The 21,094-nt window shown below is 71.5% G+C and carries 20 protein-coding genes and 1 riboswitch; of the genes, 11 read left to right on the top strand and 9 right to left on the bottom strand.

Features of this window, described 5'->3' with window-relative positions; all coding sequences use genetic code 11:
- Window positions 1–25: 25 nt before the first annotated feature.
- Both PZ894_RS00540 and PZ894_RS00535 read right to left on the bottom strand, forming a co-directional pair.
- The gene (locus PZ894_RS00540) at window positions 26–976 is read right to left on the bottom strand and encodes an alpha/beta hydrolase (RefSeq protein WP_275741382.1); all 951 of its coding nucleotides are present in this window, start codon (window positions 974–976) and stop codon (window positions 26–28) included.
- Window positions 977–1,060: 84 nt separating this feature from the next.
- The gene (locus PZ894_RS00535) at window positions 1,061–1,336 is read right to left on the bottom strand and encodes a hypothetical protein (RefSeq protein WP_275741381.1); all 276 of its coding nucleotides are present in this window, start codon (window positions 1,334–1,336) and stop codon (window positions 1,061–1,063) included.
- A gap of 210 nt (window positions 1,337–1,546) precedes the next feature.
- Between PZ894_RS00535 and PZ894_RS00530 the strand changes: the two genes are divergently transcribed.
- Both PZ894_RS00530 and PZ894_RS00525 read left to right on the top strand, forming a co-directional pair.
- On the top strand, window positions 1,547–2,089 hold the full coding sequence (locus PZ894_RS00530) for a GNAT family N-acetyltransferase (protein ID WP_275741379.1): 543 nt from the start codon (window positions 1,547–1,549) through the stop codon (window positions 2,087–2,089).
- A 149-nt stretch (window positions 2,090–2,238) separates the two neighbouring features.
- Window positions 2,239–2,925 carry a sigma-70 family RNA polymerase sigma factor gene (locus PZ894_RS00525; protein ID WP_275741378.1) on the top strand — a complete coding sequence of 229 codons (687 nt, stop codon included), beginning with the start codon at window positions 2,239–2,241 and terminating at the stop codon, window positions 2,923–2,925.
- A gap of 208 nt (window positions 2,926–3,133) precedes the next feature.
- On the opposite strand, the gene PZ894_RS00520 is transcribed toward PZ894_RS00525, so the two are convergent.
- The gene (locus PZ894_RS00520; protein WP_275741377.1) at window positions 3,134–3,973 is read right to left on the bottom strand and encodes a DDE-type integrase/transposase/recombinase; all 840 of its coding nucleotides are present in this window, start codon (window positions 3,971–3,973) and stop codon (window positions 3,134–3,136) included.
- A gap of 246 nt (window positions 3,974–4,219) precedes the next feature.
- Between PZ894_RS00520 and PZ894_RS00515 the strand changes: the two genes are divergently transcribed.
- Complete coding sequence (locus PZ894_RS00515) at window positions 4,220–4,744, top strand: GNAT family N-acetyltransferase (RefSeq protein ID WP_275741376.1); 525 nt, start codon at window positions 4,220–4,222, stop codon at window positions 4,742–4,744.
- A 26-nt stretch (window positions 4,745–4,770) separates the two neighbouring features.
- On the opposite strand, the gene PZ894_RS00510 is transcribed toward PZ894_RS00515, so the two are convergent.
- A complete protein-coding gene (locus tag PZ894_RS00510) occupies window positions 4,771–5,442 on the bottom strand; it encodes a Type 1 glutamine amidotransferase-like domain-containing protein (protein ID WP_275741375.1) in 672 nt (223 codons plus the stop codon).
- A 124-nt stretch (window positions 5,443–5,566) separates the two neighbouring features.
- Between PZ894_RS00510 and PZ894_RS00505 the strand changes: the two genes are divergently transcribed.
- Window positions 5,567–6,193 (top strand): alpha/beta hydrolase, encoded by a 627-nt coding sequence (locus PZ894_RS00505; RefSeq protein WP_275741374.1) that lies wholly within the window; start codon window positions 5,567–5,569, stop codon window positions 6,191–6,193.
- Window positions 6,194–6,548: 355 nt separating this feature from the next.
- On the opposite strand, the gene PZ894_RS00500 is transcribed toward PZ894_RS00505, so the two are convergent.
- The 3 genes from PZ894_RS00500 to PZ894_RS00490 all read right to left on the bottom strand — a co-directional run bounded on the left by PZ894_RS00500 (window position 6,549) and on the right by PZ894_RS00490 (window position 9,126).
- Window positions 6,549–7,064 (bottom strand): GNAT family N-acetyltransferase, encoded by a 516-nt coding sequence (locus tag PZ894_RS00500; protein ID WP_275741371.1) that lies wholly within the window; start codon window positions 7,062–7,064, stop codon window positions 6,549–6,551.
- Complete coding sequence (locus PZ894_RS00495; protein ID WP_275741369.1) at window positions 7,061–7,330, bottom strand: DUF1778 domain-containing protein; 270 nt, start codon at window positions 7,328–7,330, stop codon at window positions 7,061–7,063. The genes PZ894_RS00500 and PZ894_RS00495 overlap by 4 nt, the downstream gene beginning before the upstream one ends.
- A 434-nt stretch (window positions 7,331–7,764) precedes the next feature.
- The gene (locus PZ894_RS00490) at window positions 7,765–9,126 is read right to left on the bottom strand and encodes a DUF2786 domain-containing protein (RefSeq protein ID WP_275741367.1); all 1,362 of its coding nucleotides are present in this window, start codon (window positions 9,124–9,126) and stop codon (window positions 7,765–7,767) included.
- A gap of 111 nt (window positions 9,127–9,237) precedes the next feature.
- Here PZ894_RS00490 and PZ894_RS00485 point away from each other — a divergent pair, with 111 nt between their 5' ends.
- Together PZ894_RS00485 and PZ894_RS00480 are read left to right on the top strand one after the other, a co-directional pair.
- A complete protein-coding gene (locus PZ894_RS00485) occupies window positions 9,238–10,110 on the top strand; it encodes a HAMP domain-containing sensor histidine kinase (protein ID WP_275741365.1) in 873 nt (290 codons plus the stop codon).
- A 50-nt stretch (window positions 10,111–10,160) separates the two neighbouring features.
- Window positions 10,161–10,337 (top strand): DUF1059 domain-containing protein, encoded by a 177-nt coding sequence (locus PZ894_RS00480; RefSeq protein ID WP_275741363.1) that lies wholly within the window; start codon window positions 10,161–10,163, stop codon window positions 10,335–10,337.
- A gap of 28 nt (window positions 10,338–10,365) precedes the next feature.
- On the opposite strand, the gene PZ894_RS00475 is transcribed toward PZ894_RS00480, so the two are convergent.
- Window positions 10,366–10,656: a DUF1330 domain-containing protein gene (locus PZ894_RS00475; protein WP_275741361.1), complete on the bottom strand. Its 291-nt coding sequence runs from the start codon at window positions 10,654–10,656 to the stop codon at window positions 10,366–10,368.
- A gap of 126 nt (window positions 10,657–10,782) precedes the next feature.
- On the opposite strand from PZ894_RS00475, the gene PZ894_RS00470 reads away from it, so the two are divergent.
- Window positions 10,783–11,931 (top strand): NDMA-dependent alcohol dehydrogenase, encoded by a 1,149-nt coding sequence (locus tag PZ894_RS00470; RefSeq protein WP_275741359.1) that lies wholly within the window; start codon window positions 10,783–10,785, stop codon window positions 11,929–11,931.
- A 10-nt stretch (window positions 11,932–11,941) separates the two neighbouring features.
- Here PZ894_RS00470 and PZ894_RS00465 read toward each other — a convergent pair whose 3' ends face one another.
- On the bottom strand, window positions 11,942–12,751 hold the full coding sequence (locus PZ894_RS00465) for a siderophore-interacting protein (RefSeq protein WP_275741357.1): 810 nt from the start codon (window positions 12,749–12,751) through the stop codon (window positions 11,942–11,944).
- A 64-nt stretch (window positions 12,752–12,815) separates the two neighbouring features.
- On the opposite strand from PZ894_RS00465, the gene PZ894_RS00460 reads away from it, so the two are divergent.
- The 4 genes from PZ894_RS00460 to PZ894_RS00445 all read left to right on the top strand — a co-directional run bounded on the left by PZ894_RS00460 (window position 12,816) and on the right by PZ894_RS00445 (window position 21,022).
- The gene (locus tag PZ894_RS00460; RefSeq protein ID WP_275741355.1) at window positions 12,816–14,489 is read left to right on the top strand and encodes an ABC transporter ATP-binding protein; all 1,674 of its coding nucleotides are present in this window, start codon (window positions 12,816–12,818) and stop codon (window positions 14,487–14,489) included.
- On the top strand, window positions 14,486–16,222 hold the full coding sequence (locus PZ894_RS00455) for an ABC transporter ATP-binding protein (protein WP_275741353.1): 1,737 nt from the start codon (window positions 14,486–14,488) through the stop codon (window positions 16,220–16,222). The genes PZ894_RS00460 and PZ894_RS00455 overlap by 4 nt, the downstream gene beginning before the upstream one ends.
- A gap of 60 nt (window positions 16,223–16,282) precedes the next feature.
- Window positions 16,283–17,242, top strand: coding sequence for a calcium-binding protein (locus tag PZ894_RS00450; protein WP_275741351.1), 960 nt, complete (start codon window positions 16,283–16,285; stop codon window positions 17,240–17,242).
- 43 nt (window positions 17,243–17,285) lie between these two features.
- Window positions 17,286–17,394, top strand: a riboswitch (cobalamin riboswitch).
- A 43-nt stretch (window positions 17,395–17,437) separates the two neighbouring features.
- The gene (locus PZ894_RS00445; RefSeq protein ID WP_275741349.1) at window positions 17,438–21,022 is read left to right on the top strand and encodes a cobaltochelatase subunit CobN; all 3,585 of its coding nucleotides are present in this window, start codon (window positions 17,438–17,440) and stop codon (window positions 21,020–21,022) included.
- Window positions 21,023–21,094: the final 72 nt, after the last annotated feature.

Raw genomic sequence — 21,094 nt, 5'->3', positions numbered from 1 at the left:
CCTCCTGTGGGGCCGAGGGGCGAGATCAGGCGGCGTGGAGCGCGCCGCGGAGGACCGCGACGGCCTGCTGGATGGCGCCCGTGCTGGCCGCGGAGGGCCGCAGCGGGTTGAGCATCATGAAGTCGTGGATGGTGGCGTTGTAGCGGACCGTGGTGGTGCGCACGCCGGCCTCGATGAGCCGTCGCGCGTAGGCCTCGCCCTCGTCGCGCAGGACGTCGTTCTCGTCGACGATGACGAGCGCGTCCGGGAGCCCGGCGAGGTCGTCGAGCGTGGCGCGCAGCGGAGAGGCGGTGATCTGCCCGCGCTGGGTCTCGTCGGGCAGGTAGGCGTCCCAGAACCAGGCCATCGACTTCGCGAGCAGGAACGGGCCGTCGGCGAACTCGAGGTAGCTGTCGGTGTCCATCGCGGCGTCGGTCACCGGGTAGTAGAGCGACTGCTGGCGGAAGGTCACGTCGCCGCGCTGCTTGGCCATGATCGCGACCGCTGCGGCCATGTTGCCGCCGACGGAGTCGCCGGCCACCGCGATGCGGGAGACGTCGATGCCCTCGTCGACGCCATGGGTGGTGATCCACTGCGCGGTGGCGTACGCCTGCTCGATCGCGACCGGGTACTTGGCCTCGGGGGAGCGGTCGTACTCGACGAACACGACTGCGGCGGAGACGCCGGTGGCGAGGTCGCGCACGAGGCGGTCGTGGGTGCCGGCGTTGCCGAGCACCCAGCCGCCGCCGTGGATGTAGAGGATCGCCGGGAGCGGGCCGGTGCTTCCGGCGGGCTTCACGATGCGGGCGCGGACGAGTCCGACCTCGGCCGGGACCTCGACCCACTTCTCCTCGACGTCCGACTTCGCGATCGGCTGGGCCTGGACGTCGTCGAGGACCTTGCGAGCCTGCTCGGGCGTCATCTCGTAGAAGTAGGGCGGCTTCGCCGTGGCGTCGGCCATGGCTTGCGCCTCAGGCTCCAGGTAGTGCTTGCTCATCGGGGATCCTCCTGATGATGTGGGTGGTCCGGACTCTGAGGACGACCGGGCGGCGCCGGCAGACGTGACAACTGCGGGAGCGCGTCAACCCTCCCAGGGCGCGACGTTGTGGACCGAGCGCAGCAGTTCGTGCCAGGTGAAGAGGTCCTCGAAGGTCAGGCGGGGGAACGCGGGCGGGCGGTCCTCGGGCGGCAGGCTGGGCTCGCTCAACCGCAACGGCATCACGCCGACCGCGAGCAGGGCGGTGAGGAGGTCTCCGTCGACGCGCCGGTAGCCGGGCCGGCCGCAGATCGGGCAGCAGAACAAGAGCTCCGCCCTCGCACGTACCTCTTCGTCCATGCGGAGGATCGCGCGGTCCATGACGACTTCGATCTCGTCGCCGCACCGCGTGCAGCTCATCAAGACGCTGGTCAGCGTCCTCACCTCCCACGCTCACAGGTCGATGAACCGACCGGACCCAGGCACACGGCGTGACAGGTCTCACAGGTGTGTGTCTGGCCGGTGTCACGCCGTGAGGGGCTGCGTGGTCATCACGACAGCGACGCGCACCCTCTCGCGGAGGTGAGAACCATGTCCCGGATCATCCAGACACCACGGCTCGTCCTGCGGCCGTGGGAAGCAACCGACGTCGATGCCGCCTTCGCCATCTTCTCGGCGCCGTCGGTGAGGGAGTGGGTTCCGCCGGAGCTGGGGCCGCCTGACACTGTGGAGGGGATGCGTGCGCTGCTCGCTTCCTGGGCTGACCGAGACAGCCTGAGCGAGAAGGCGCTAGGGCATTGGGCTGTCGGTCGCCGGGGGTCCTCGGCGGTCATCGGCGGCCTGACCCTGCACCCCGCTTCGGTTGGCGGCGAGAGCATCGCGCTGGCGTGGGCCCTCTCCCCCAGCGCGTGGGGACATGGCTACGCCGCCGAAGCCGGCGACGCCCTCGTCCGCTGGGCCATCCACGACATGGGGGAGATCGAGATCTTCGCCCTGGTGCAGCCCGACAACAAGCGCGCTGCCGCGACCGCGGAGCGGATCGGGATGGAGTGGGTGACCGAGATCGGTCACGTCGACAACGGCCGCTACCAGGTGTACCGGATCCGACACGGAGACCTCGACTGGGAAGAGTGACGCGTTGCGCCGGGTCTTCATCGAAGTCGACCCGCACTCCGCAGAGGGTGCGGTCATCGGGAAGCGCCTCGGAGACCGGCAACTGTCACGCCTTCGAGCCACCACCGATCGAAAAGAAGGCAGCGACCCCACACTGCAGGGAGAACCTCGTGCCTGACGCAGAACTGCGAGCTCGCAACGCCGCCCTCGTCGCCCAGATCGCTACAGTCGAAGGCGACGAGCGCGCCGAACTCGTCGACCGGCTCATCCTCGAGAACCTCGAGGTAGCGCGCTCGATCGCGCGTCGCTACGGCGGACGCACGCCGTTTCGACCCGATCTGGAACAGACGGCGTACATGGAGCTCGTGCGGGCGGCTCGGCAGTTCGACCCAGGACGCGGGATCGAGTTCTTGGCCTACGCGATCCCATGCATGGCTGGCGCCATGCGGCACTACTTCCGCGACTCCGCGTGGGTCATCCGACCACCACGCAGCGTCCAAGACAACCACGTGCGAGCCGGAGGCCTAGTCGCCCACATCGTTGACGGAGTCGATGTCGAGAGCTACTTCCACCCTCGCAGCCTCGATCTCCCCTACCACGGGTCGATGGAGCCCGTCGGAACCACCCTCATCGACGAGGACGACCGTTCCTTGGAACGAGTCGAAGCTCGCCTCCTGCTGTGGCCACACCTACGTCAGCTCTCCCCGCGCGCACAGCTGATCCTGTACCGGCGGTTCGTGGAAGATTGCACCCAGGAGGAGATCGCGCAGGAGGTGGGGGTCACCCAGTACCACGTCTCACGTCTCCTGCGGCGTCATCTCCAAGAGCTCCGCGACCGACTCGAGGCCGCTGCGTAACCCACCCGCGCGGCTGACTAACCCGATTGCAGGTAGCCCGCAGACGTGTCGCGTCTCAGGGCCGCCGCCGCTCGCGAGCCGGCCCACTGGCTTACGAGCGACGTCATGTTGCTGACAGCCAACCACGCAGCTGCTCGACGGCCTCCGACCCCGAGTCCGACGTGGTCGACGGCGCCTCGGCCGACCACACCCCGTGCGAACGACTCTGCTAGGTCCGGAGGTCGTCGATCGTGGTCGGCTGCACGGGCTGGGCGTGCAGCCACTTCTTCATCGTCTGCTGGAAGCGTGGGACCTTGCCCTGGGTGGTGGGGTGGTTGGGTCGTCCGTTCTTCTGGATCACGTTGAGTCGGCGCAGCTCGGTCTCGAAGCCGTTGCGGGTGCCGGCTCCTTTCTTGCCCTGAGAGAGCCTGGTGGTGAAGACCATGCCGTTGTCGGTGAGCGTGGAGGCGGGGATCCCGTGCTCGGCAACGGTTTCGCGGAAGGTTCGCAGCACGATCGGTCCGGTGATCCGGTGGTGGGCGGTGACCGAGAGGGCGTAGCGGGAGCAGTCGTCGAGCCAGGTCAGGATCTCGCAGTCCGCGCCGGGGCGGCCGTCAGCCTTGGCGAGTCGGTAGTGGGTGAAGTCGGACTGCCAGGTCTCGTTCGGCATGGCCGCGGCGAAACTGATGTAGGACGACTTCGGCTTCTTCTTCGGTTCCGGGACCACCAGCCCGTGCTTGGTCAGGTAGCGGGCGATCGTGGCCCGGGACACCACGGTCGCGTGGTGGTGCTCGAGATGCCACCGGATGGTGTCGGGGCCGGCGTCGAGCCCGGTGATGGTCAGCTTCTCGCGCAGCTCGAGGATCAGGTCGACGGTCTCGGCGGGGGTCGTGGTGGGGACGCAGCGGGGTCGGCGGGAGCGGGGTTCGAAGGCGGCCTCGCCCTCGGCCTTGTAGCGGGCGAGGAGCTGATAGAGCCAGGACTGGGAGACGCCGTGCTGGGTGGCGACCTCGCGGACGGGTCGGTTCTCGATCACCACGGAGGTGATCAGCAATCGGTTCAGTGTCATGCCCGGACGCTGGGACCGGGCGACCGCTCAGTCCGGTATGACTCGCGGCATCAGTCCGGAATGTCTTGAGACATGCCTCCGGGATGTCCTGAACCAGGACACTGTCAGCCCGACCGAACGCGGCAGGCCACAAGGCCCGGTGATCCGCGGATCACCGAGCCTGGATCCTGGCTGCAGGACGCAGCGTCTGCGCGGAGGCGCTCAGTGCTCGGGGTGTCCGTGGCCGCGTCGTGGGAGCATCCAGCTGTGGGTGCGCAGGAGCTGAGGACCGAGCGGCTGCGATTGACCAGGCCGGTGGCGAGCGATTCGGCGGGAGTGTTCGCGATCCTCGGGGACGCGCGCACCGTCGAGCACAACCCGTCCGATCGGCTCGAGGATCTCGGCGACGCCGCTGAGCTGGTGGATCGGTGGGTCCGCCACTGGGACGAGCACGGCTTCGGCTACTGGTGCGTCCGCGACTCCGGATCGGACCGCATCATCGGCTACGCCGGTGTGAAGCGGATGCTGATCCACGGACGCCCCGTGTTGAACCTGGTCTATCGCTTCGTGCCGGAGATGTGGGGTCGGGGCTTCGCCACCGAGGCCGCCGCGGCCGTGGTGGCGAGGGTCGTAGACCAGTTGCCGGGGGAGACGATCGTGGCGCGCGTGCGCCCCGGCAACCGGCCGAGCCGGCACGTGGCGCTGAAGGCCGGGCTCCAGCGTGATCCCACCATGGACTGCCAGGGCGAGGACGGCTTCGACTGGGCCTTCACGAGCCCGGAGATCCGGTGACGCCGTCCGCGCCACGCGGACGGCGGCTAGGACGAGAGCAGCGTCCAGTGCCCCTCGGAGACGACCTCGACGGTGCCGTCGATCACCTTGATGGCCGTCTGGTCGTCCATCGCGTAGGCGGGACCCGAGATGCCGGCCGCCCACTGTTCCGCCTCGGCCATGGAGTTGCCCGGCATGCCGTCCTGAGCCAGGTGTGGACAGATCGAGAAGTCAACGACGCCCAGCGTGCTGTCGTCGCCGGTCGGCGGCCGCCACTGGATGAAGTCGTCCCCGACCTCGGGAGTCATCACCATGCTCCCCGCGCTCAGGCCGACCCAGACCGTCCTGCTCAGCGAGGGAAGCAGGTCAGCCAGCCCGGACTGCCGCATCCAGTGGCACAGGTACAGGACGTCGCCGCCCGCCGCCAGCAGGACGTCGGTCTCCCTGACCAGGGGCACCCAGCGCTCTTCGTCGATGCTGGGCAGCGCGGTGAGCTCCAGTACGCCGACGGACTTCCAGCCCAGGTCGACCATCGGGTTGTCCGAGTTGCCGCTGATGAACTGCCAGGCCTTGACCCCCGGGCCGACCCAGGGGTGTCCGTACTGCGCCGTGGGGATGCAGAGGGCGGTGGAGTCGGCGACCGGCTTGCCCAGCAGGTCGACCAGCGCCTCGCGGATGGTCGTGTTGGTGACACCCCCGGAGGTGAGCAGGAGCTTCACGATGCCTCCCGGAAAACGTCGATGAGTGGGTGCGGCGTATCGACCGACGGCCGACGCCGGAATCATCGCTGCTGGACGGGGATACCAGCGAATGACCTCACCACCCCCCGGTCACAGTAGGTCCGTGTCCGAGGCTCACCTGGTGACGACCTACGCGCCACGCCGTCCCGAGGCGGTGGTCCTGATCCTGCACGGTGGGTCGTCTCGCCCCGGCCGCACGCGGGTGAGTCCGGCGCAGCTGTCCGTGCTGCGGATGGTCCCCCTGGCCCGCCGGATCGCTCGGGACGGGCGAGGTCGGGTAGCGGTGCTGCGGCTGCTCAACAGCCACCGCGGCTGGAACACCGCGCGCACGCCGATCGAGGACGTGAGGTGGGCGCTGGCACAGGTGCGGGCCAGGTACGGCAACCTTCCCATCGGTCTCGTCGGCCACTCGCTCGGAGGTCGTGCGGGTCTGCTGGCCGGCGGCGAGAGCGGGGTCCGCAGTGTCGTCGCGTTGAACCCGTGGGTCTACCCCGACGACCGCTCCGATCTGGGCGGTCGACGTGTGCTGGTCGTGCACGGCACCGACGATGCGGTGGCGGACATCGGCAAGGTCCGCGTGGTCCTCGCCGCACTCGCAGCCACCACCGATGTCGAGCTCCTCGAGGTCGAGGGCGGCAACCACTCCATGCTCCGCCAGGGCGCGGCCTTCGAGCGCGCCGCGTCGTCGTTCACCCTGGACGCGCTGCTCGACGGTTCGCCACCGGGGTGAGACCACCCGAGCAGCGCGTCGCGGCCATCCGCGTGAGAACCACTCCCGGTGCCACGACGTTCGGCTCTGGCTATGCGATTGGCTGGCTGAGGAGGTCGTCACCGTCGACCAGCACGGGCGCACCGACGTGGTCCGGCCATTGCACATCGTGGCGACGAACTGGAAGAAGTTGGACAGGCAGCACGGCGGCGGCGAGCGCACCGGGCAGGTGCTTCGCTAGCGCGCCGGCACCGCACGCAGGACGGCCCTGACGCAGAGTCCGACATAGCCCTATGCGATCGGTCGCACTGGCAACGGCTATGGCGGCGGTATGGGGCGTCACTGCCGAGTGCCCGCGGTGAACGGCACACTCGTCTCAGCGAACTGAATCCCAGGTCGCGAGGAGGTCGGGAACGCTGAGCATCAACAATCGATCATGAATGGGAGACGGCAGAAAGTCGTGCTCGATGTACCACGACCTTGCCTTGTCGTTGACGGCGTGGACGGCCAGGACCCTGACGCCGGCGTCCTGCGACATCCTGATCGTTCTGAGGACTGCATCAGCGAGCAGCAGCGGTCCCAGCCCCTCGGCCCGCCGCTTCTCGTCCCGCGCCAAGCGTGCAAGCAAGACCGCCGGGATGTCATACGCCTGCGGCATTCCAGATCGCGCAGTCTTCGTGGCGTCCTCCCGTTGGATCGAGGCCACGGTTAACGAGTAGTAGCCCCAGACGCGCGGTGAATCAGGCTCCACGAGGACGAACGTTCGCGAGGAATGAATGATCTGGTTCGCCAGTGCATGCTTGCGAAGCCAGTCGTCCAGTGACTGCTCGCCTGAGCTGAACTCGTTGAGCGCATGCGTATTGTCAAGAGGGACAATCTGGAAGTCGCTCACTGCGAGACCCGCTTCGAGTGCATCCGCAATGCGTCCGCCAAGTTGGGTCGAACCGTGGGTCGCTCGTCGAGCCGCGCAAGAAGCTCCTCCCAGCGTTCGCCGCTCACTCGAAAGACTCGCTGCTCAGCCATGACGTCGTGAGCCTTGGCGATCAGCGTAGTGACGGCGAAGTCCGAGACCGTCTGACCCTGCAGGTCGGCGGCGTCCTTGAAGAGATCGAGTTGCTCCCGCGTCACTCGCACCATCAGTCGCTCATCCTTTGCCATGTGGTCCAGTGTGCGCCTGTTGTACGGACGCAGCAAGAGGCTTGTTCTGCAAGACCTGGCGCCGACCCGCGTCTATCTGGGCTACTGCGACGCCGGGGACACGCCTGCGGATCGCGTGGCAGGTCGATGGGCTCCGAGGCGTGAGAGTCGTTGCGCACCGACAGAGCTGAGATGTGCAGGCCGACTGGTGGGCGCACTCAATGCCGGGAGTCCGCGGGCGTCCCTCTCTTCCGGCGTATCGTCTCCATCCCCTCGATGCCTGCGTGCTGGGGAAGTTCTCGGTCGTGCGCCTCGGGGCGGCGAGCTTGCTGCCGACTGTCCTCGCAGCGACCGCGGGCACCCCCGCTGCCGGTTGGGTTGCCCGTGCACCGGAGGTCGTGCTCCCGCGGACGGTTCGCTCCGCATGAAAGTTGGTCACGCAGGCGATCACGAGGTCACCGGCCGGACGGGAGTGGACGCTCGGAGCCGAGACGGGCGCGGGCGGCCGCGGCGGTGCCCGCGTCCCAGGACCCGGGAGCTGCCGCGCCGGCGTGCAGCGCGCCGCGCCAGGTGCCGCGGACGCCGTGCTCGTCCTTCATGCGGGCGAAGTAGTCGACCACCTCGATCTCCTTGGCGCGCAGCGCCAGCTCGGTCGAGACAGGCGCCGACCGGCCGGCGTCCGCGTCCTCGGCCCGCTCGCGTGCGTGCGCTCGTGCGGCCGCCAGGCGGTCGGCCACGTGCACGGTCCAGGCCTCGTAGAAGGCGGTCCGCGCCGTCGCGCCGTGGACCGGCCGGCTCACCCAGCGTCGCCGGTGCGGATCCCAGACCTCCTGGCGGTCGGCCTTGTGGGCCCCGGAACGGAGATGGTCGTCGCCGTCGGCGACCATCTGCGTCACCAGGGCGGCGTAGAGCGCCTTCGCGATGGCGATGTCGCTGGGATAGCCGTAGAGCGTGACCCGTGTGTTGTCGGAGTAGATCGCGGCCTCGAGGTCGTTGACCCGGGCGACCTCCAGGAGGAGGCGCACGTAGCGCGCCAGGGAACGCTTGCCCCGCTCGCCGGTGCGGACCGTCTCGTAGGTGGGCTCCTCGCGTCGCTCCTCGTCGCCCGCGCTCGCGCGCGCGACCGCCAGCGCGATCTGGTGCCGGGTGGCCAGGGCCTGCGCCTTCGCGAAGAACGCCTCCCGTTCGGCGAGGTTGCCGGTCCGCTCGGCCTGGCGGAGCAGGCGGCCGATGCGCAGGAGCGTGCGGTCGTCGCCGTCGACGCCGGTGTCGAGGGACTGCAACCGGTAGGCCGTGTGCAGGAGCTCGGCCTGCACGGGCAGCCCGAGGTCCTCGAGCAGACGCAGGTGGGTGGTGCGGAAGGCAGGACCGTGGCCGCCGCCCGCGGTGAGGTGGTGGGCGACCTCGTGGAGGACGACGGCCGCCCGCAACGACCACCGACCGCCGACCTCCCGCGTGGGGAGCGCGATGACCCCACGGTCCGGCAGGTCGTCGACCTCGTAGACCGCGCGCCGTCGTCCGCGGCGCGGGCGCACGTGGAGGGGGACGCGTGTCAGGTCGTGGCCGCCCCGATCCAGGTACGACGCACCGGTCGCGGCCAGGTGGTGGAGCACCCGGTCGACGTACGCCTGCACGTCGCCGGGGTCGGAGAACAGGGGCTCGAGCTCGGGCTCGAAGGACCGCACCTCGTCTCCGACGCGCACGTGCAACGCCTGCCCGGGCGCTCGCCGGGCGCGGTCGAGCCAGGCGGCGTACAGGTCCTCCGCGGCGTAGACGGCGCTGGTCTCGTCGTGGGCTAGGTCGTGCGTCTCGGGCATGCGGCCAGCCTCTCAGGAGGCGCCGACACCCACCGGCTCGATGCCGGTCAGCACGACGCCGCGGGCCGACTTCGCTCAGGTCGAGATCCCGCGCTGCCGATAGGGAGGTCGATGGTCGTCGAGCAGAGTGCGCCCTCCGACGGTCCGGCCTGGAGGCCGAGACTGGTCGAGGGCGACGGAGAAGCGGCCGAGCAGGACCCCCGCGTGCGCGCGGTGCTGGACGTGCTCGGAGGGCAGAGCGTGCCCGGGGTCGCGGCGCGCTGGGCGGTCGACCCGGCGCTCGTGCACCGATGGGTGGCGGCCTTCGTCGAAGCCGGCACGGCCCAGGTGACCAACCGCCCGACCGCCGACGCGGCGCAGCAGCGCGACCGCTTCCTGGCCGCCTTCGCCCATGAGCTGCGGACTCCGCTCACCACGGCGCAAGGGTGGGTCGCGATGCTCCGCGAGGGCGACGTCCCTCCCGCGGCGGCCGAGCGCACGACGGAGCGGCTGCACGCCTCGCTGGAGCGACTCGCCGAGCGGGTGATCGACGTCGAGCTGCTCGCGGCGGCGTCGCTCGGGCTGCTGCGGCCCGAACCCCGGCGGGTCACCGTCGGCGAGCTCGTGGCCGGCATCAACGGCCTCGATGACGTCGGTGGGCAGGGTCCCCACCTCGAGGTGGTCGTCGATCCCGAGCTCTTCCGCCGCGCCCTGCGCGACCTGTGGTCGGCGGGCCTGTCGGAGCCCCGGCCGCGCTCCCTGCGGCTCGAGGTCGACGTGGTCGCACCGTGGGTCGAGCTGCGGGTGATGCGGGACGCCGACCCCATCGACATCGAGGTGCTGCGGGCGCTCTTCGAGCCCTTCGACCTCAACGACGACCGCACGGGCGTGACCATCGGGCTCTACCTCGCCCGAGCCCTGGTGGTCGCGCACGGCGGCACGCTCGGCGCCGACCAGGACGACACCAGCGCGGTGCTCTGGATCCGGATCCCGCACCACACCTGACCTCGGACCGGAGATCCGCTCACGGTCCGTCGAACCAAAGGGGACACATCATGTTCAAGCTCGCTTGTGGCGACGTCATGCCGGGTTGCGCCGCCCGCTTCGAGAACCGCGACCGCGGAGCGATGCTGGCCGACGTCGCCGGTCACGCGGCCAGCGCGCACGGCATCACCGACATCACGCCGGAGATCCTGGCGGCCGTCGAGAGCAAGATCGCCTTCGTCGCCTGACGCAGGTCGTCCTCGTGCCGCGGGTCGCTCAGGAGGCGCTCGGGACGATGCGCAGGTCGCGGACCGCACCGCCGTCGAGGGCGTCCAGCGCCTCCTGGTAGGCCGGGCTCTCGTGCGCGGCGACGGCCTGCTCCACCGAGTCGAACGCGATCAGCACCGTGCGGGTCGGCTGTCCGGCCTCGTAGACCCCCGCGGGCAGGCCGCGGGCCAGGAACGTGCCACCGGCGCCGGTGAGCGCCGGCCCGGCCAGCGCGGCGTACGCCGCCAGCTTGGTCTCGTCGGTGATCTCCACGTAGGTGCTGACCCAGTACGCCGTCATGGCGCCATCGTGCCGGAGTGTCGCGGGAGGTGGACCGCGAGGCAGCACTCGGAACGCGTGACACGCGCCACACGAGGGACTACCTTGCTGCAACAAGAACGCGTTCTACTTTCCCGAGGAGCCAGCATGAAGACCCGCGCCGCCATCTTGTGGGAGCCGCACACCGACTGGAGTGTGGAGGACATCGAGCTCGACCCGCCCAGGAGAGGCGAGCTGCTCGTCAAGCTGGCCGCCTCGGGCCTGTGCCACTCCGACGAGCACATGGTCACCGGCGACATGGTGCTGGACCCCGAACTGGCGGAGGCGTTCGGCCTCAAGCAGTTCCCGGTCATCGGTGGCCACGAGGGCGCGGGCGTCGTGCAGGAGGTCGGTCCCGACACCGTCGGCTTCGAGGTCGGGGACCACGTCGTCTTCAGCTTCATCCCGTCCTGCGGCAAGTGCCCGTCGTGCTCGACGGGCCAGCAGCACCTGTGCGACCTCGGCGCCTTCCTGCTCAGCGGCATGCAGCTCTCCGACTTCTCCTACCGTCACCACGCCAAGGACGGACGCGACCTCGGGATCATGGTCGGCCTCGGCACCTTCTCGCCCTACACGGTCGTCAACGTCGACAGCGCGGTGAAGATCGACAAGAGCGTGCCGCTCGACAAGGCAGCGCTCGTCGGCTGCGGGGTGACCACCGGCTGGGGCTCGGCGACGTACGCCGCCGACGTGCAGTCGGGCGAGACGGTGGCCGTCGTGGGCGTCGGAGGCATCGGCATGAGCGCCGTGCAGGGGGCGGCGATGGCCGGCGCGCGGCACGTCGTCGCGATCGACCCGGTGGCGTGGAAGCGCGAGAAGGCGCTCACGCTCGGCGCGACGCACACGGCGGCGTCGATGGAGGAGGCGCAGCCGCTCATCAGCGAGCTGACCCAGGGCGCCATGGCGGACAAGGCGATCCTCGCCGTCGGCCTGGCCACCGGCGACCTGGTCGCACCGATGATGAGCCTGGTCAAGAAGGCCGGCCGCGGCGTCGTGACCGCCGTCGCCAACATGATGGCGACCGACGTCCAGCTGAACCTCTTCGAGATGTCGATGATGCGCAAGGAGCTCGTCGGCTGCATCTTCGGCAACGCCAACCCCCGCTACGACATCCCGCGCCTGCTCAGCCTCTACATGGACGGCAGGCTCAAGCTCGACGAGATGGTGACCTCGACCTACACCCTCGACGAGATCAACCAGGGCTACCAGGACATGCGCGACGGCAAGAACATCCGCGGCGTCGTCGTCTACGACTGAGGTCGGGAGGTCAGGCGACCTCGGCGTCCATCGCGGCCACGTAGTCGCGCTTGACGGCGCGCCACGCCTCGTCGGTCATCGTGCGCCGCCAGTACGGCGAGCACGACATCGTCGCGCGGTCGAGCCCGCGGTCGGAGAGCAGGTGCCGGCGGATCGCGCGGATCTCGTCGGCCTCGCCGTGGATGAACGCGTGCACCCGGCCGGTCGGGAAGACCAGGTCGGCGACGGCGTCGGGCAGCAGGTCGACGTCGTCCTCGGCTCCCGTGCGGTGCAGCCACACCAGGTCGAGGTCGCCCGGACAGGGCAGCGCGATCTCGTGCTCGGGGCCGTCGCAGACCAAGCGCACCACCGCGGCCGTGCCGGCCGGGATCGCCTCGAGCGAGGCGGCGATCGCCGGCAGCGCCGACTCGTCGCCGACGAGCAGGTGCCAGTCGGCGGCCGGGTCCGGCCGGTAGCCGCTGCCGGGGCCCTCGAACACGAGCACGTCGCCGACGCGCGTGCCCCCAGCCCACGGGCCGCCGACGCCGTGGTCACCGTGCACGACGAAGTCGAGGGTCAGGCGTCCGGTGGCGGCGTCCCAGCTGCGGACGGTGTAGCGCCGGCGCACCGGCCAGTGCTCGCGGTCGTGCTGCTCCTTGACGTCGGCAGGGGAGAAGGCGCCGGAGTATGGCGCACCCGACGGCGGGATCGCGACGTTCACGTAGGTGTCCGTCGCGTCCGGCATCGCGAAGCCGCCGAGCCCGTCACCACCGAGCACCACGCGCACCAGCGCGGGCGTCAGCCATTCAGTGCTCTCGACCTGTCCGTGCCACGTCGGCATCCGGGCTCCTTTCGTCGTCGACCCCATGAAGTAAGGGGGACCTTACCTCGTTCATACTGAGCGCGTGACCACCGAGCAACCGCCCGCGACGCCGGGCGGGCTGATCCGGCGGACCCTCCACCGGCAGCGGCGCCGGCTCCTCGGTGCGATCGCGCTGATCACGCTGTGGCAGGTCTGCGAGGCCGCGGTGCCGATCCTGATCGGCGTCGTCATCGACCGCGCCATCGCCGCCGGGGACCTCGAACGGCTGGTCCTGTGGGGCGTCGTGCTGTGCGTGCATTTCGCGGTGCTGAGCCTGGCCTATCGCTTCGGCTCGCGCGTGGGGTTCCGGGCCTTCCAGGAGGAGGGCCACCTGCTCCGCACCGAGGTGTCGGCCCACGTGCTCGCGCCGCGCGGAGCGCGGCTCGACCGTCTGCCCGGCGACGTCCTCGCCGTGGCGACCGGGGACGCCGAGGGCGTGGCGGCGGTGATCCGTCAGATCACGTTCACGGTGGCGGGGATCGCCGGTCTGGTGATCAGTGCCGTCGTGCTGGCCACCATCGATCCGCTGGTCGCGGTCGTCGTGCTGGTCGGCGTGCCGATCGTGCTGGTCTGCACCCAGGTGCTCGCGCCGCGGCTCGCCCACCGCGCCCACGAGCGCCAGGAGGCGATCGGCCGCGCCACCGGTCTCGCGACCGACCTGGTGCGCGGCCTGCGCCCCCTCAAGGGCATCGGCGCCGAGCGGGTCGCGCACGGCCGCTACCGGGTGCAGAGCCGGGACGCGATGGCCGCCAGCATCGGGGCCGCGCGGTCCGAGGGCGTGCTCTACGGGCTCACGAGCGCGCTGAGCGTGGGCTTCCTGGCCGTCGTCGCCCTCGTCGCGGGTCGGCAGGCCGTCGAGGGGGACATGACGATCGGCGAGCTCGTGTCGGTGGTGGGGCTCGCGCAGTTCGTGGCCGAGCCCATGGGGATGATCGCCTACCTCGTCGCGCAGCTGGCCCGCTCCCGCGCCTCGGCACGCCGGCTCGTCGACCTCTTCGGGGCGCCGCCGCTGGTCGAGGTCGGCGAGCGGACGTCGTCCGGCGTCGCGTCCCTTGTGCTCGACGAGGTCACCGACGGGACGCTGCGCTCGGTCTCGCTCGAGGTCGGCCCGGGGGAGACGGTGGCGGTCGTGGCCGAGGACCCCGCCGACGCCGGCGCGCTGATGCACCTCCTGCGCGGCGAGGCGGTCCCCGGGGCGGGCCGGGTCCTGGTCGGCGGCGCGCCGCTCACGGAGCTGCGCATCGAGGAGGCGCAGCGGATGCTGGTGGTCGCCGAGCACCACGTCGACCTCTTCGAGGGCACGCTGCGCTCGAACGTCGACCACGCCTCGCGCCTGGACGACGACCGCTTCGCGACCGTGATGGCGGCGTCGTCGGCGACCGACCTCCCCGACGAGCCCGTCACCGTCAACGGCACCACCCTCTCGGGCGGGCAGCGACAGCGCCTCGGCCTGGCCCGGGCGCTGGCCGCGGACCCGTCGGTGCTCGTGCTGCACGACCCGACCACGGCCGTCGACGCCGTGACCGAGCAGCGCATCGCCGAGGGCATCGACGCCGTACGCCGCCCCGACGGCGCCACGCTCGTGCTCACGAGCAGCCCCGCCCTCCTCGCGCGCGCCGACCGGGTCGTGCACCTGGTGGGCGGCCGGGTGGCGGCCGTGGGCACGCACACCCGGCTCGCCGAGGGCGAGGCCTACCGGACCGCGGTGCTGCGGTGACCCGGCTCCCCGTCTCGACCGCCCGCGAGGCGGCCGCCCTGTCGCGCCGCCTGCTGCGTCAGCGACCGTGGGCGCTGGCCCTGTGCCTGCTGATGTTCGCGATCGAGGGCCTGGCCGGCCTGGTCGCGCCGTGGATGCTCGGCCGGATCGTCGACGTGGTCGTCGACGGCGGGCCGGCCGCCGACATCACCCCCGCCGTGCTGTGGATCCTCGGCGCCGCCCTGGTCGGCGGGCTCGCGACGTACCTCTCCGTCGCCTTCCTCGCGCGCACGGCGGAGCCGGCGCTGGCGGACCTCCGCGAGACCGTCCTGGAGCGGGCGCTCTCGCTCGAGGCCGCCGAGCTCGAGGCGAGCGGCTCCGGTGACCTGCTGTCGCGGGTCGGTGACGACGTCCGCCTGATCACGGAGTCGTTCACCGAGGTGATCCCGATCCTGGTGAACTCGGTCGTCGCCGTGGTCTTCACGGTCGTCGGCCTCTTCGCGCTCGACTGGCGGCTCGGTCTGGCCGGACTGGGTGCCGTGCCGTTCTACGTGATGGCGCTGCGGTGGTACCTGCCGCGCTCCGGCCCCTACTACCGCCGCGAGCGGGAGGCCAACAGCGAGCGCGCCGAGGCGCTGGTCACCGGGCTCCACGCCAGCCGCACCCTGCGCGCCTACGGCATCGGCGCGCAGCACCAGGAGCTCACCACCGCCGCGTCGTGGCGCTCGGCGCAGCTGTCGATCGACGTGTTCCGGCTGCTGACCCGCTTCTACGGCCGCAACAACCGCGCCGAGCTGATCGGCCTGCTGCTGATCCTCGGCACCGGGTACGCACTCGTCTCACGGTCGTTGGTCACCGTCGGCGCGGTGACGGCGGCGGCGCTGCTCTTCCACCGGCTCTTCAACCCGATCGGCGCGATCCTCGCCCTGTTCGACGCGGTGCAGTCGGCAGGCGCCTCGCTGGTCCGGCTGGTCGGGCTCGCCCAGTTGCCGGCGCCGGTGCCGGTCCACGGTCCGGAGCGCCCGGCGGACGGACGGCTCGTCGTACGCGACCTCCACCACGAGTACGTCGCGGACCGGCCGGCCGTCGACTCGGTCTCCCTCGACGTGGCGCCCGGGCACCGGGTCGCGGTCGTGGGCGCGTCGGGCGCCGGCAAGACGACGCTGGGTGCGGCGATCGCCGGACGGCTCGCTCCGACCCGGGGATCGGTGTCGCTGGGCGGGGTGCCGCTGGCGCGGGTGGACGGGGACGGGCGGCCCCCGGTGGCGATCGTGAGCCAGGAGGTGCACGTCTTCGCGGGCACGGTGCGCGACAACCTCACCCTCGCCGCCCCGTCGGCCCCGGACACCGCGCTGCTCGCCGCGCTCGACGCGGTCGGCGCCCGCTCGGCGGTGGAGGCGCTGCCGGACGGGCTCTCGACCGTCGTCGGCGACGGTGCTCGCACGCTGACGCCGGCGCTGGCGCAGCAGGTGGCGCTGGCGCGGGTGCTGCTCGCCGACCCCGTCGTCGTGGTGCTCGACGAGGCCACCGCCGAGGCCGGTTCGGCGGGTGCACGGTCGCTGGAGCGTGCCGCCGACGCGGTCACCGCTCGCCGCACGTCGCTCACCATCGCGCACCGCCTCACCCAGGCGGTCGACGCCCACGAGATCGTCGTGATGGACGCCGGCCGGGTGGTCGAGCGCGGGTCGCACGACGACCTGGTCGCCGTGCGGGGGATGTACGCCGAGCTGTGGGCCGCGTGGTCGGGGCGCTGACCCTGCCGGCCCGGCGAGGCTGCCGTGTAACGGTGGACGGTGATGGCACGCTCTCCTGACATGACCTCATCCCGCTCCCGGCGCCGGGCCGTCGGCCTGGCCGCGTTCGCGACGCTGCTGACGACGGCCGGGGTCGGCTCGGTCGCACCATCGTCGGCCGCCGACACGAGCACCTGCCGGGCCCACGCCCCGACGATCGTGGCGTCGGCGCCGGGGCAGACGATCACGGGCACGGACGGCGACGACGTGATCATCGCCTGGGGCTTCGCCGATGTCACCGTGAACGCCGGCGCCGGCAACGACCTGGTCTGCGGGAACCCCGTGTCCGTCGACGGGGGCGACGGCAACGACGCGATCGTCACGGTCGGGGGGACCGTCGTCGGAGGCGCCGGGAACGACGCGATCTGGCACACGGGCGGCACGACCGACGGCGGACCGGGGAACGACCTCATCGAGCAGCGGCAGCGCGGCACCGCCCGCGGTGATGACGGCAGGGACACCGTCGCCGCGACGATCTACATCGGAGCGGCCGACCCGTTGCAGCCGCCGTGGGAGTCGGCGACCGTCGAGGGAGACCCGGTGTTCGATCTCGTCGGCGGCGTCGGCCGCGACCTGCTCACCGTCAGTGCGCCCACCGACGGGACGACCAGCCACCGCTGCCCGACCTGCGACCTGTCGGTCGACGGCGGCGACGGCCGGGACACGATCGCCGTCCGTGGTCAGCGCGCGAAGGTCCACCTGAAGAAGAGCTCGGTCCGGTTCGCGGCCACCAGGGTCCGGGCGAGAGACATCGAGAACGTCATCGGCACCTCCGGTCCGGACGTCATCGTCGGCGACGACGGCCGCAACACGCTGAGCGGGAAGGGCGGCCGCGACCGGATCTTCGGCGGTCGCGGAGGTGACCTCCTCAAGGGGGGCGGCGCCCGCGACGTGCTGATCGGGCAGCGGGGACTCGACGGGGCGCTCGGCGGCGGCGGCAACGACAAGTGCCGCGCCGAGCTCGCCCAGAACTGCGAGTGACCGCCCGGGACGGGTGCGCGGGCCCGGGCGGCGCGCACTAGGCTGGCTCCCGTCACGTCTCGTGGAGCAGGAACCCGGTGCGAGTCCGGGGCGGTTCCGCCACTGTGAGGCCACTCCTCGGAGGAGGGACGGCCGAAGCCAGACACTGGCCACGGGACCTCCGCCGAACAGGGGCGAGAACCCCGAGGAGAAACCGTGAAGCTGGCGCTGCTGTCCACCTCCGACACCGACCTGCTCTCCGCCCGGGCGTCCGGAGCCGACTGGGTCTGGGCGAACCCGACGCGGGGGATCCCGGACCTGCGCGACGCCGCGCTCGTCGTCGTACGGCTCCTCGGGTCGCCGCACGACCTCGAAGCGTGGCGCGGCCAGCTCTTCGCCGGCGGCCGCCCGGTCGTCGTGCTCGGAGGCGAGGCCCAGCCGAGCGCCGAGCTCATGGAGCTCTCCACCGTCCCGGTCGGCGTCGCCGCGCCGGCGCACCGCTACCTCGCCGAGGGCGGACCGGCCAACCTCGGCCAGCTGCACGCCTTCCTCTCCGACACCGTGCTGCTCACCGGCGAGGGCTTCGCGCCGCCGGCGGTGGTGCCCGCCTGGGGGATCTCGCCGCGGGCTGGTGGTTTCGAGACAGGCGCCGGGGCGCCTTCCTCAACCACCGAGCAGCCGCGCGTCGGCGTGCTCTACTACCGCGCCCACGAAATCAGCGGCAACGCCGGCTTCGCGCACGCGCTGGTGGACGCGATCGACGCGACCGGCGAGGCGGTCGGCGTACCCGTCTTCGCCGGCAGCCTGCGCGCCGCGCCCGACGAGCTCTACGACGCGCTCGGCACCCTGGACGCGCTCGTCGTCACCGTCCTCGCCGCCGGCGGCAGCAGGCCGGCAGGCGCGAGCGCCGGGGAAGACGACGAGGCATGGGACGTCGCACGTCTGCGCGCGCTCGACATCCCGGTGCTGCAGGGGCTCTGCCTCACGACCAGCCGCGAGGAGTGGGAGGCCTCCGACGACGGGGTGACGCCGCTCGACTCGGCGACCCAGATCGCGATCCCGGAGTTCGACGGCCGGATCATCACCGCGCCGTTCTCGTTCAAGGAGGTCGACGAGGACGGGCTGCCGCGCTACGTCGCCGACGCCGAGCGCTGCGACCGCGTGGCCGGCATCGCGGTCAACCACGCGCGTCTGCGACACGTCCCCAACGCCGACAAGCGGATCGCCCTGATGCTCTCGGCGTACCCCACCAAGCACTCGCGCGTCGGCAACGCCGTCGGGCTCGACACCCCGGTCAGCGCGGTACGGCTGCTGCGCCGCATGCGGCAGGAGGGCTACGACGTCGGCGACCTGCCGATGCTTGACCTCGACGACGACACCGAGGCCGGCGATGCGCTCATCCACGCGCTCATCGCCGCGGGCGGCCAGGACGAGGAGTGGCTGACCAACGCCCAGCTCACCGACGCGCACGTGCGGATCACCCAGGAGCAGTACGACGCCTGGACCGCAGACGTCCCGCGGGCGCTGATGGACGAGATCGTGGACGCGTGGGGGCCGTCGCCCGGGCGGCTCTTCGTCAACGACGCCGGCGCGATCGTGCTGGCCACGATCCGGGCGGGCAACGTGGTGCTGCTGATCCAGCCGCCGCGTGGCTTCGGGGAGAACCCGGTCGCGATCTACCACGACCCCGACCTCGCCCCGTCGCACCACTACCTGGCGGCGTACCGCTGGTTGGAGCATGGCTTCCGGGCACACGCGGTGGTGCACCTCGGCAAGCACGGGTCGATGGAGTGGCTGCCCGGCAAGAACGCCGCGCTCTCGGCGGAGTGCGCGACCGACGCCGCGATCGGCAACCTGCCGCTGGTCTACCCCTTCCTCGTCAACGACCCGGGGGAGGGTGCCCAGGCCAAGCGCCGTGCCCACGCCACGATCGTCGACCACCTGGTGCCGCCGATGGCGCGCGCGGAGACGTACGGCGACATCGCCCGCCTCGAGCAGCTGCTCGACGAGCACGCGAACATCGCGGCGATGGACCCCGCAAAGCTGCCCGCGGTCCGTGGCGAGATCTGGCAGCTCATGCACGCCGCCGAGATGCACCGCGACCTGGGCCTCGACGAGCGCCCGGGAGACGAGGACTTCGACGACTTCCTGCTGCACGTCGACGGCTGGCTCTGCGAGATCAAGGACGCCCAGATCCGCGACGGCCTGCACGTCCTCGGCCAGGCGCCCGCGGGCGAGGCGCGCGTCGACCTCGTGCTCGCCATCCTCCGGGCCGCCCAGGTGTGGGGCGGAGAGGCGAACGCCGTACCCGGGCTGCGGTCGGCGCTCGGCCTCAAGGACGGCGAGTCGGTCACCGCGGTCGACGCCATCGAGCGGCAGGCGCGCGAGCTCGTGCAGAGGATGGAGGGCGCGTCGTGGGACCCGGAGGCCGCGCCCGAGTTGCATGACGACCCGGAGGTGCAGCGGGTGCTGCGCTTCGCCGCGGAGCAGGTCGTGCCGCGGCTGCGACGCACGACCGACGAGCTGGACGCCGTGCTGCACGCCCTCGACGGCGGCTTCGTGCCGGCCGGGCCGTCGGGCTCGCCGCTGCGCGGACTGGTCAACGTGCTGCCGACCGGGCGCAACTTCTACACGGTCGACCCGCGCGCCGTACCGTCGCGACTGGCCTGGCAGACCGGTCAGGCGATGGCCGAGTCGCTGCTGGAGCGCCACCTCGACGAGACCGGTGACTACCCGTCGTCGGTGGGCCTCTCGGTGTGGGGCACCAGCGCCATGCGCACGTCCGGCGACGACATCGCCGAGGTACTGGCGCTGCTGGGCGTGCGGCCCGAGTGGGACGAGGCGTCGCGGCGGGTCAGCGACCTGCGCGTCGTACCGCTCGACGAGCTGGGCCGGCCGCGCGTCGACGTGACCGTGCGGATCTCGGGCTTCTTCCGCGACGCCTTCCCCCACGTGGTCGCGATGCTCGACGACGCCGTCCGCCTGGTGGCGGGACTCGACGAGCCCGACGACGTGAACTTCGTGCGCGCCCACACCCGCGCCGACCTGGCCGCGCACGGCGACGAGCGGCGGGCGACGACCCGCATCTTCGGCAGCAAGCCCGGGTCGTACGGCGCGGGCATCCTCCAGGCGATCGAGTCCGGCAGCTGGCGTGACGACGCCGACCTCGCCGAGGTCTACACGGCGTGGGGCGGGTTCGCCTACGGCCGCGACCTCGACGGGGCGCCGGCCGCGGACGACATGAGGGCCAACTACCGTCGCATCAAGGTGGCCGCCAAGAACGTCGACACCCGCGAGCACGACATCGCCGACAGCGACGACTACTTTCAGTACCACGGCGGCATGGTCGCCACGGTGCGCGCGCTGACCGGCGCCGCTCCGAGCGCGTACGTCGGCGACTCCACCAGCCCCGACGCCGTACGCACGCGGACGCTGCAGGAGGAGACCAACCGGGTGTTCCGCGCCCGCGTGGTGAACCCCCGCTGGATCGCGGCGATGCAGCGGCACGGCTACAAGGGAGCCTTCGAGCTGGCGGCCACCGTCGACTACCTCTTCGGCTTCGACGCCACCGCCGGTGTCGTCCACGACTGGATGTACGAGTCGCTCGCGCAGGAGTACGTGCTCGACGGCACCAACCGGGACTTCATGGCACGCTCCAACCCGTGGGCGCTCCGCGGCATCGTCGAGCGGCTCCACGAGGCCGCGGACCGTGGGTTGTGGGAGTCGCCCGACCCGGAGACGCTTGCTGCCATGCAGGCCGTCTACCTCGAGCTCGAGGGTGACCTCGAGGATCGCTCGTGAGCACGGAGGGTGGTTTCGAGACGGGCCTTCGTCCCTCCTCAACCACCGATGCCACGGTGGTTGAGGAAGGCG

It is taken from the genome of Nocardioides sp. YIM 152315 (assembly GCF_029210375.1).
Taxonomy (GTDB): domain Bacteria; phylum Actinomycetota; class Actinomycetes; order Propionibacteriales; family Nocardioidaceae; genus Nocardioides.
The sequence above is the reverse complement of the archived record's forward strand: the minus strand, read 5'-3'. Positions and strand labels throughout refer to the sequence as shown.

Excerpts from the sequence above, each read along its gene's own strand:
- PZ894_RS00540 (WP_275741382.1), bottom strand. The coding sequence starts at position 976 with ATGAGCAAGCACTACCTGGAGCCTGAGGCGCAAGCCATGGCCGACGCC.
- PZ894_RS00535 (WP_275741381.1), bottom strand. The coding sequence starts at position 1,336 with ATGGACCGCGCGATCCTCCGCATGGACGAAGAGGTACGTGCGAGGGCG.
- PZ894_RS00530 (WP_275741379.1), top strand. The coding sequence starts at position 1,547 with ATGTCCCGGATCATCCAGACACCACGGCTCGTCCTGCGGCCGTGGGAA.
- PZ894_RS00520 (WP_275741377.1), bottom strand. The coding sequence starts at position 3,973 with ATGACACTGAACCGATTGCTGATCACCTCCGTGGTGATCGAGAACCGA.
- PZ894_RS00495 (WP_275741369.1), bottom strand. The coding sequence starts at position 7,330 with ATGGCAAAGGATGAGCGACTGATGGTGCGAGTGACGCGGGAGCAACTC.
- PZ894_RS00490 (WP_275741367.1), bottom strand. The coding sequence starts at position 9,126 with ATGCCCGAGACGCACGACCTAGCCCACGACGAGACCAGCGCCGTCTAC.
- PZ894_RS00485 (WP_275741365.1), top strand. The coding sequence starts at position 9,238 with ATGGTCGTCGAGCAGAGTGCGCCCTCCGACGGTCCGGCCTGGAGGCCG.
- PZ894_RS00480 (WP_275741363.1), top strand. The coding sequence starts at position 10,161 with ATGTTCAAGCTCGCTTGTGGCGACGTCATGCCGGGTTGCGCCGCCCGC.
- PZ894_RS00475 (WP_275741361.1), bottom strand. The coding sequence starts at position 10,656 with ATGACGGCGTACTGGGTCAGCACCTACGTGGAGATCACCGACGAGACC.
- PZ894_RS00470 (WP_275741359.1), top strand. The coding sequence starts at position 10,783 with ATGAAGACCCGCGCCGCCATCTTGTGGGAGCCGCACACCGACTGGAGT.
- PZ894_RS00465 (WP_275741357.1), bottom strand. The coding sequence starts at position 12,751 with ATGCCGACGTGGCACGGACAGGTCGAGAGCACTGAATGGCTGACGCCC.
- PZ894_RS00450 (WP_275741351.1), top strand. The coding sequence starts at position 16,283 with ATGACCTCATCCCGCTCCCGGCGCCGGGCCGTCGGCCTGGCCGCGTTC.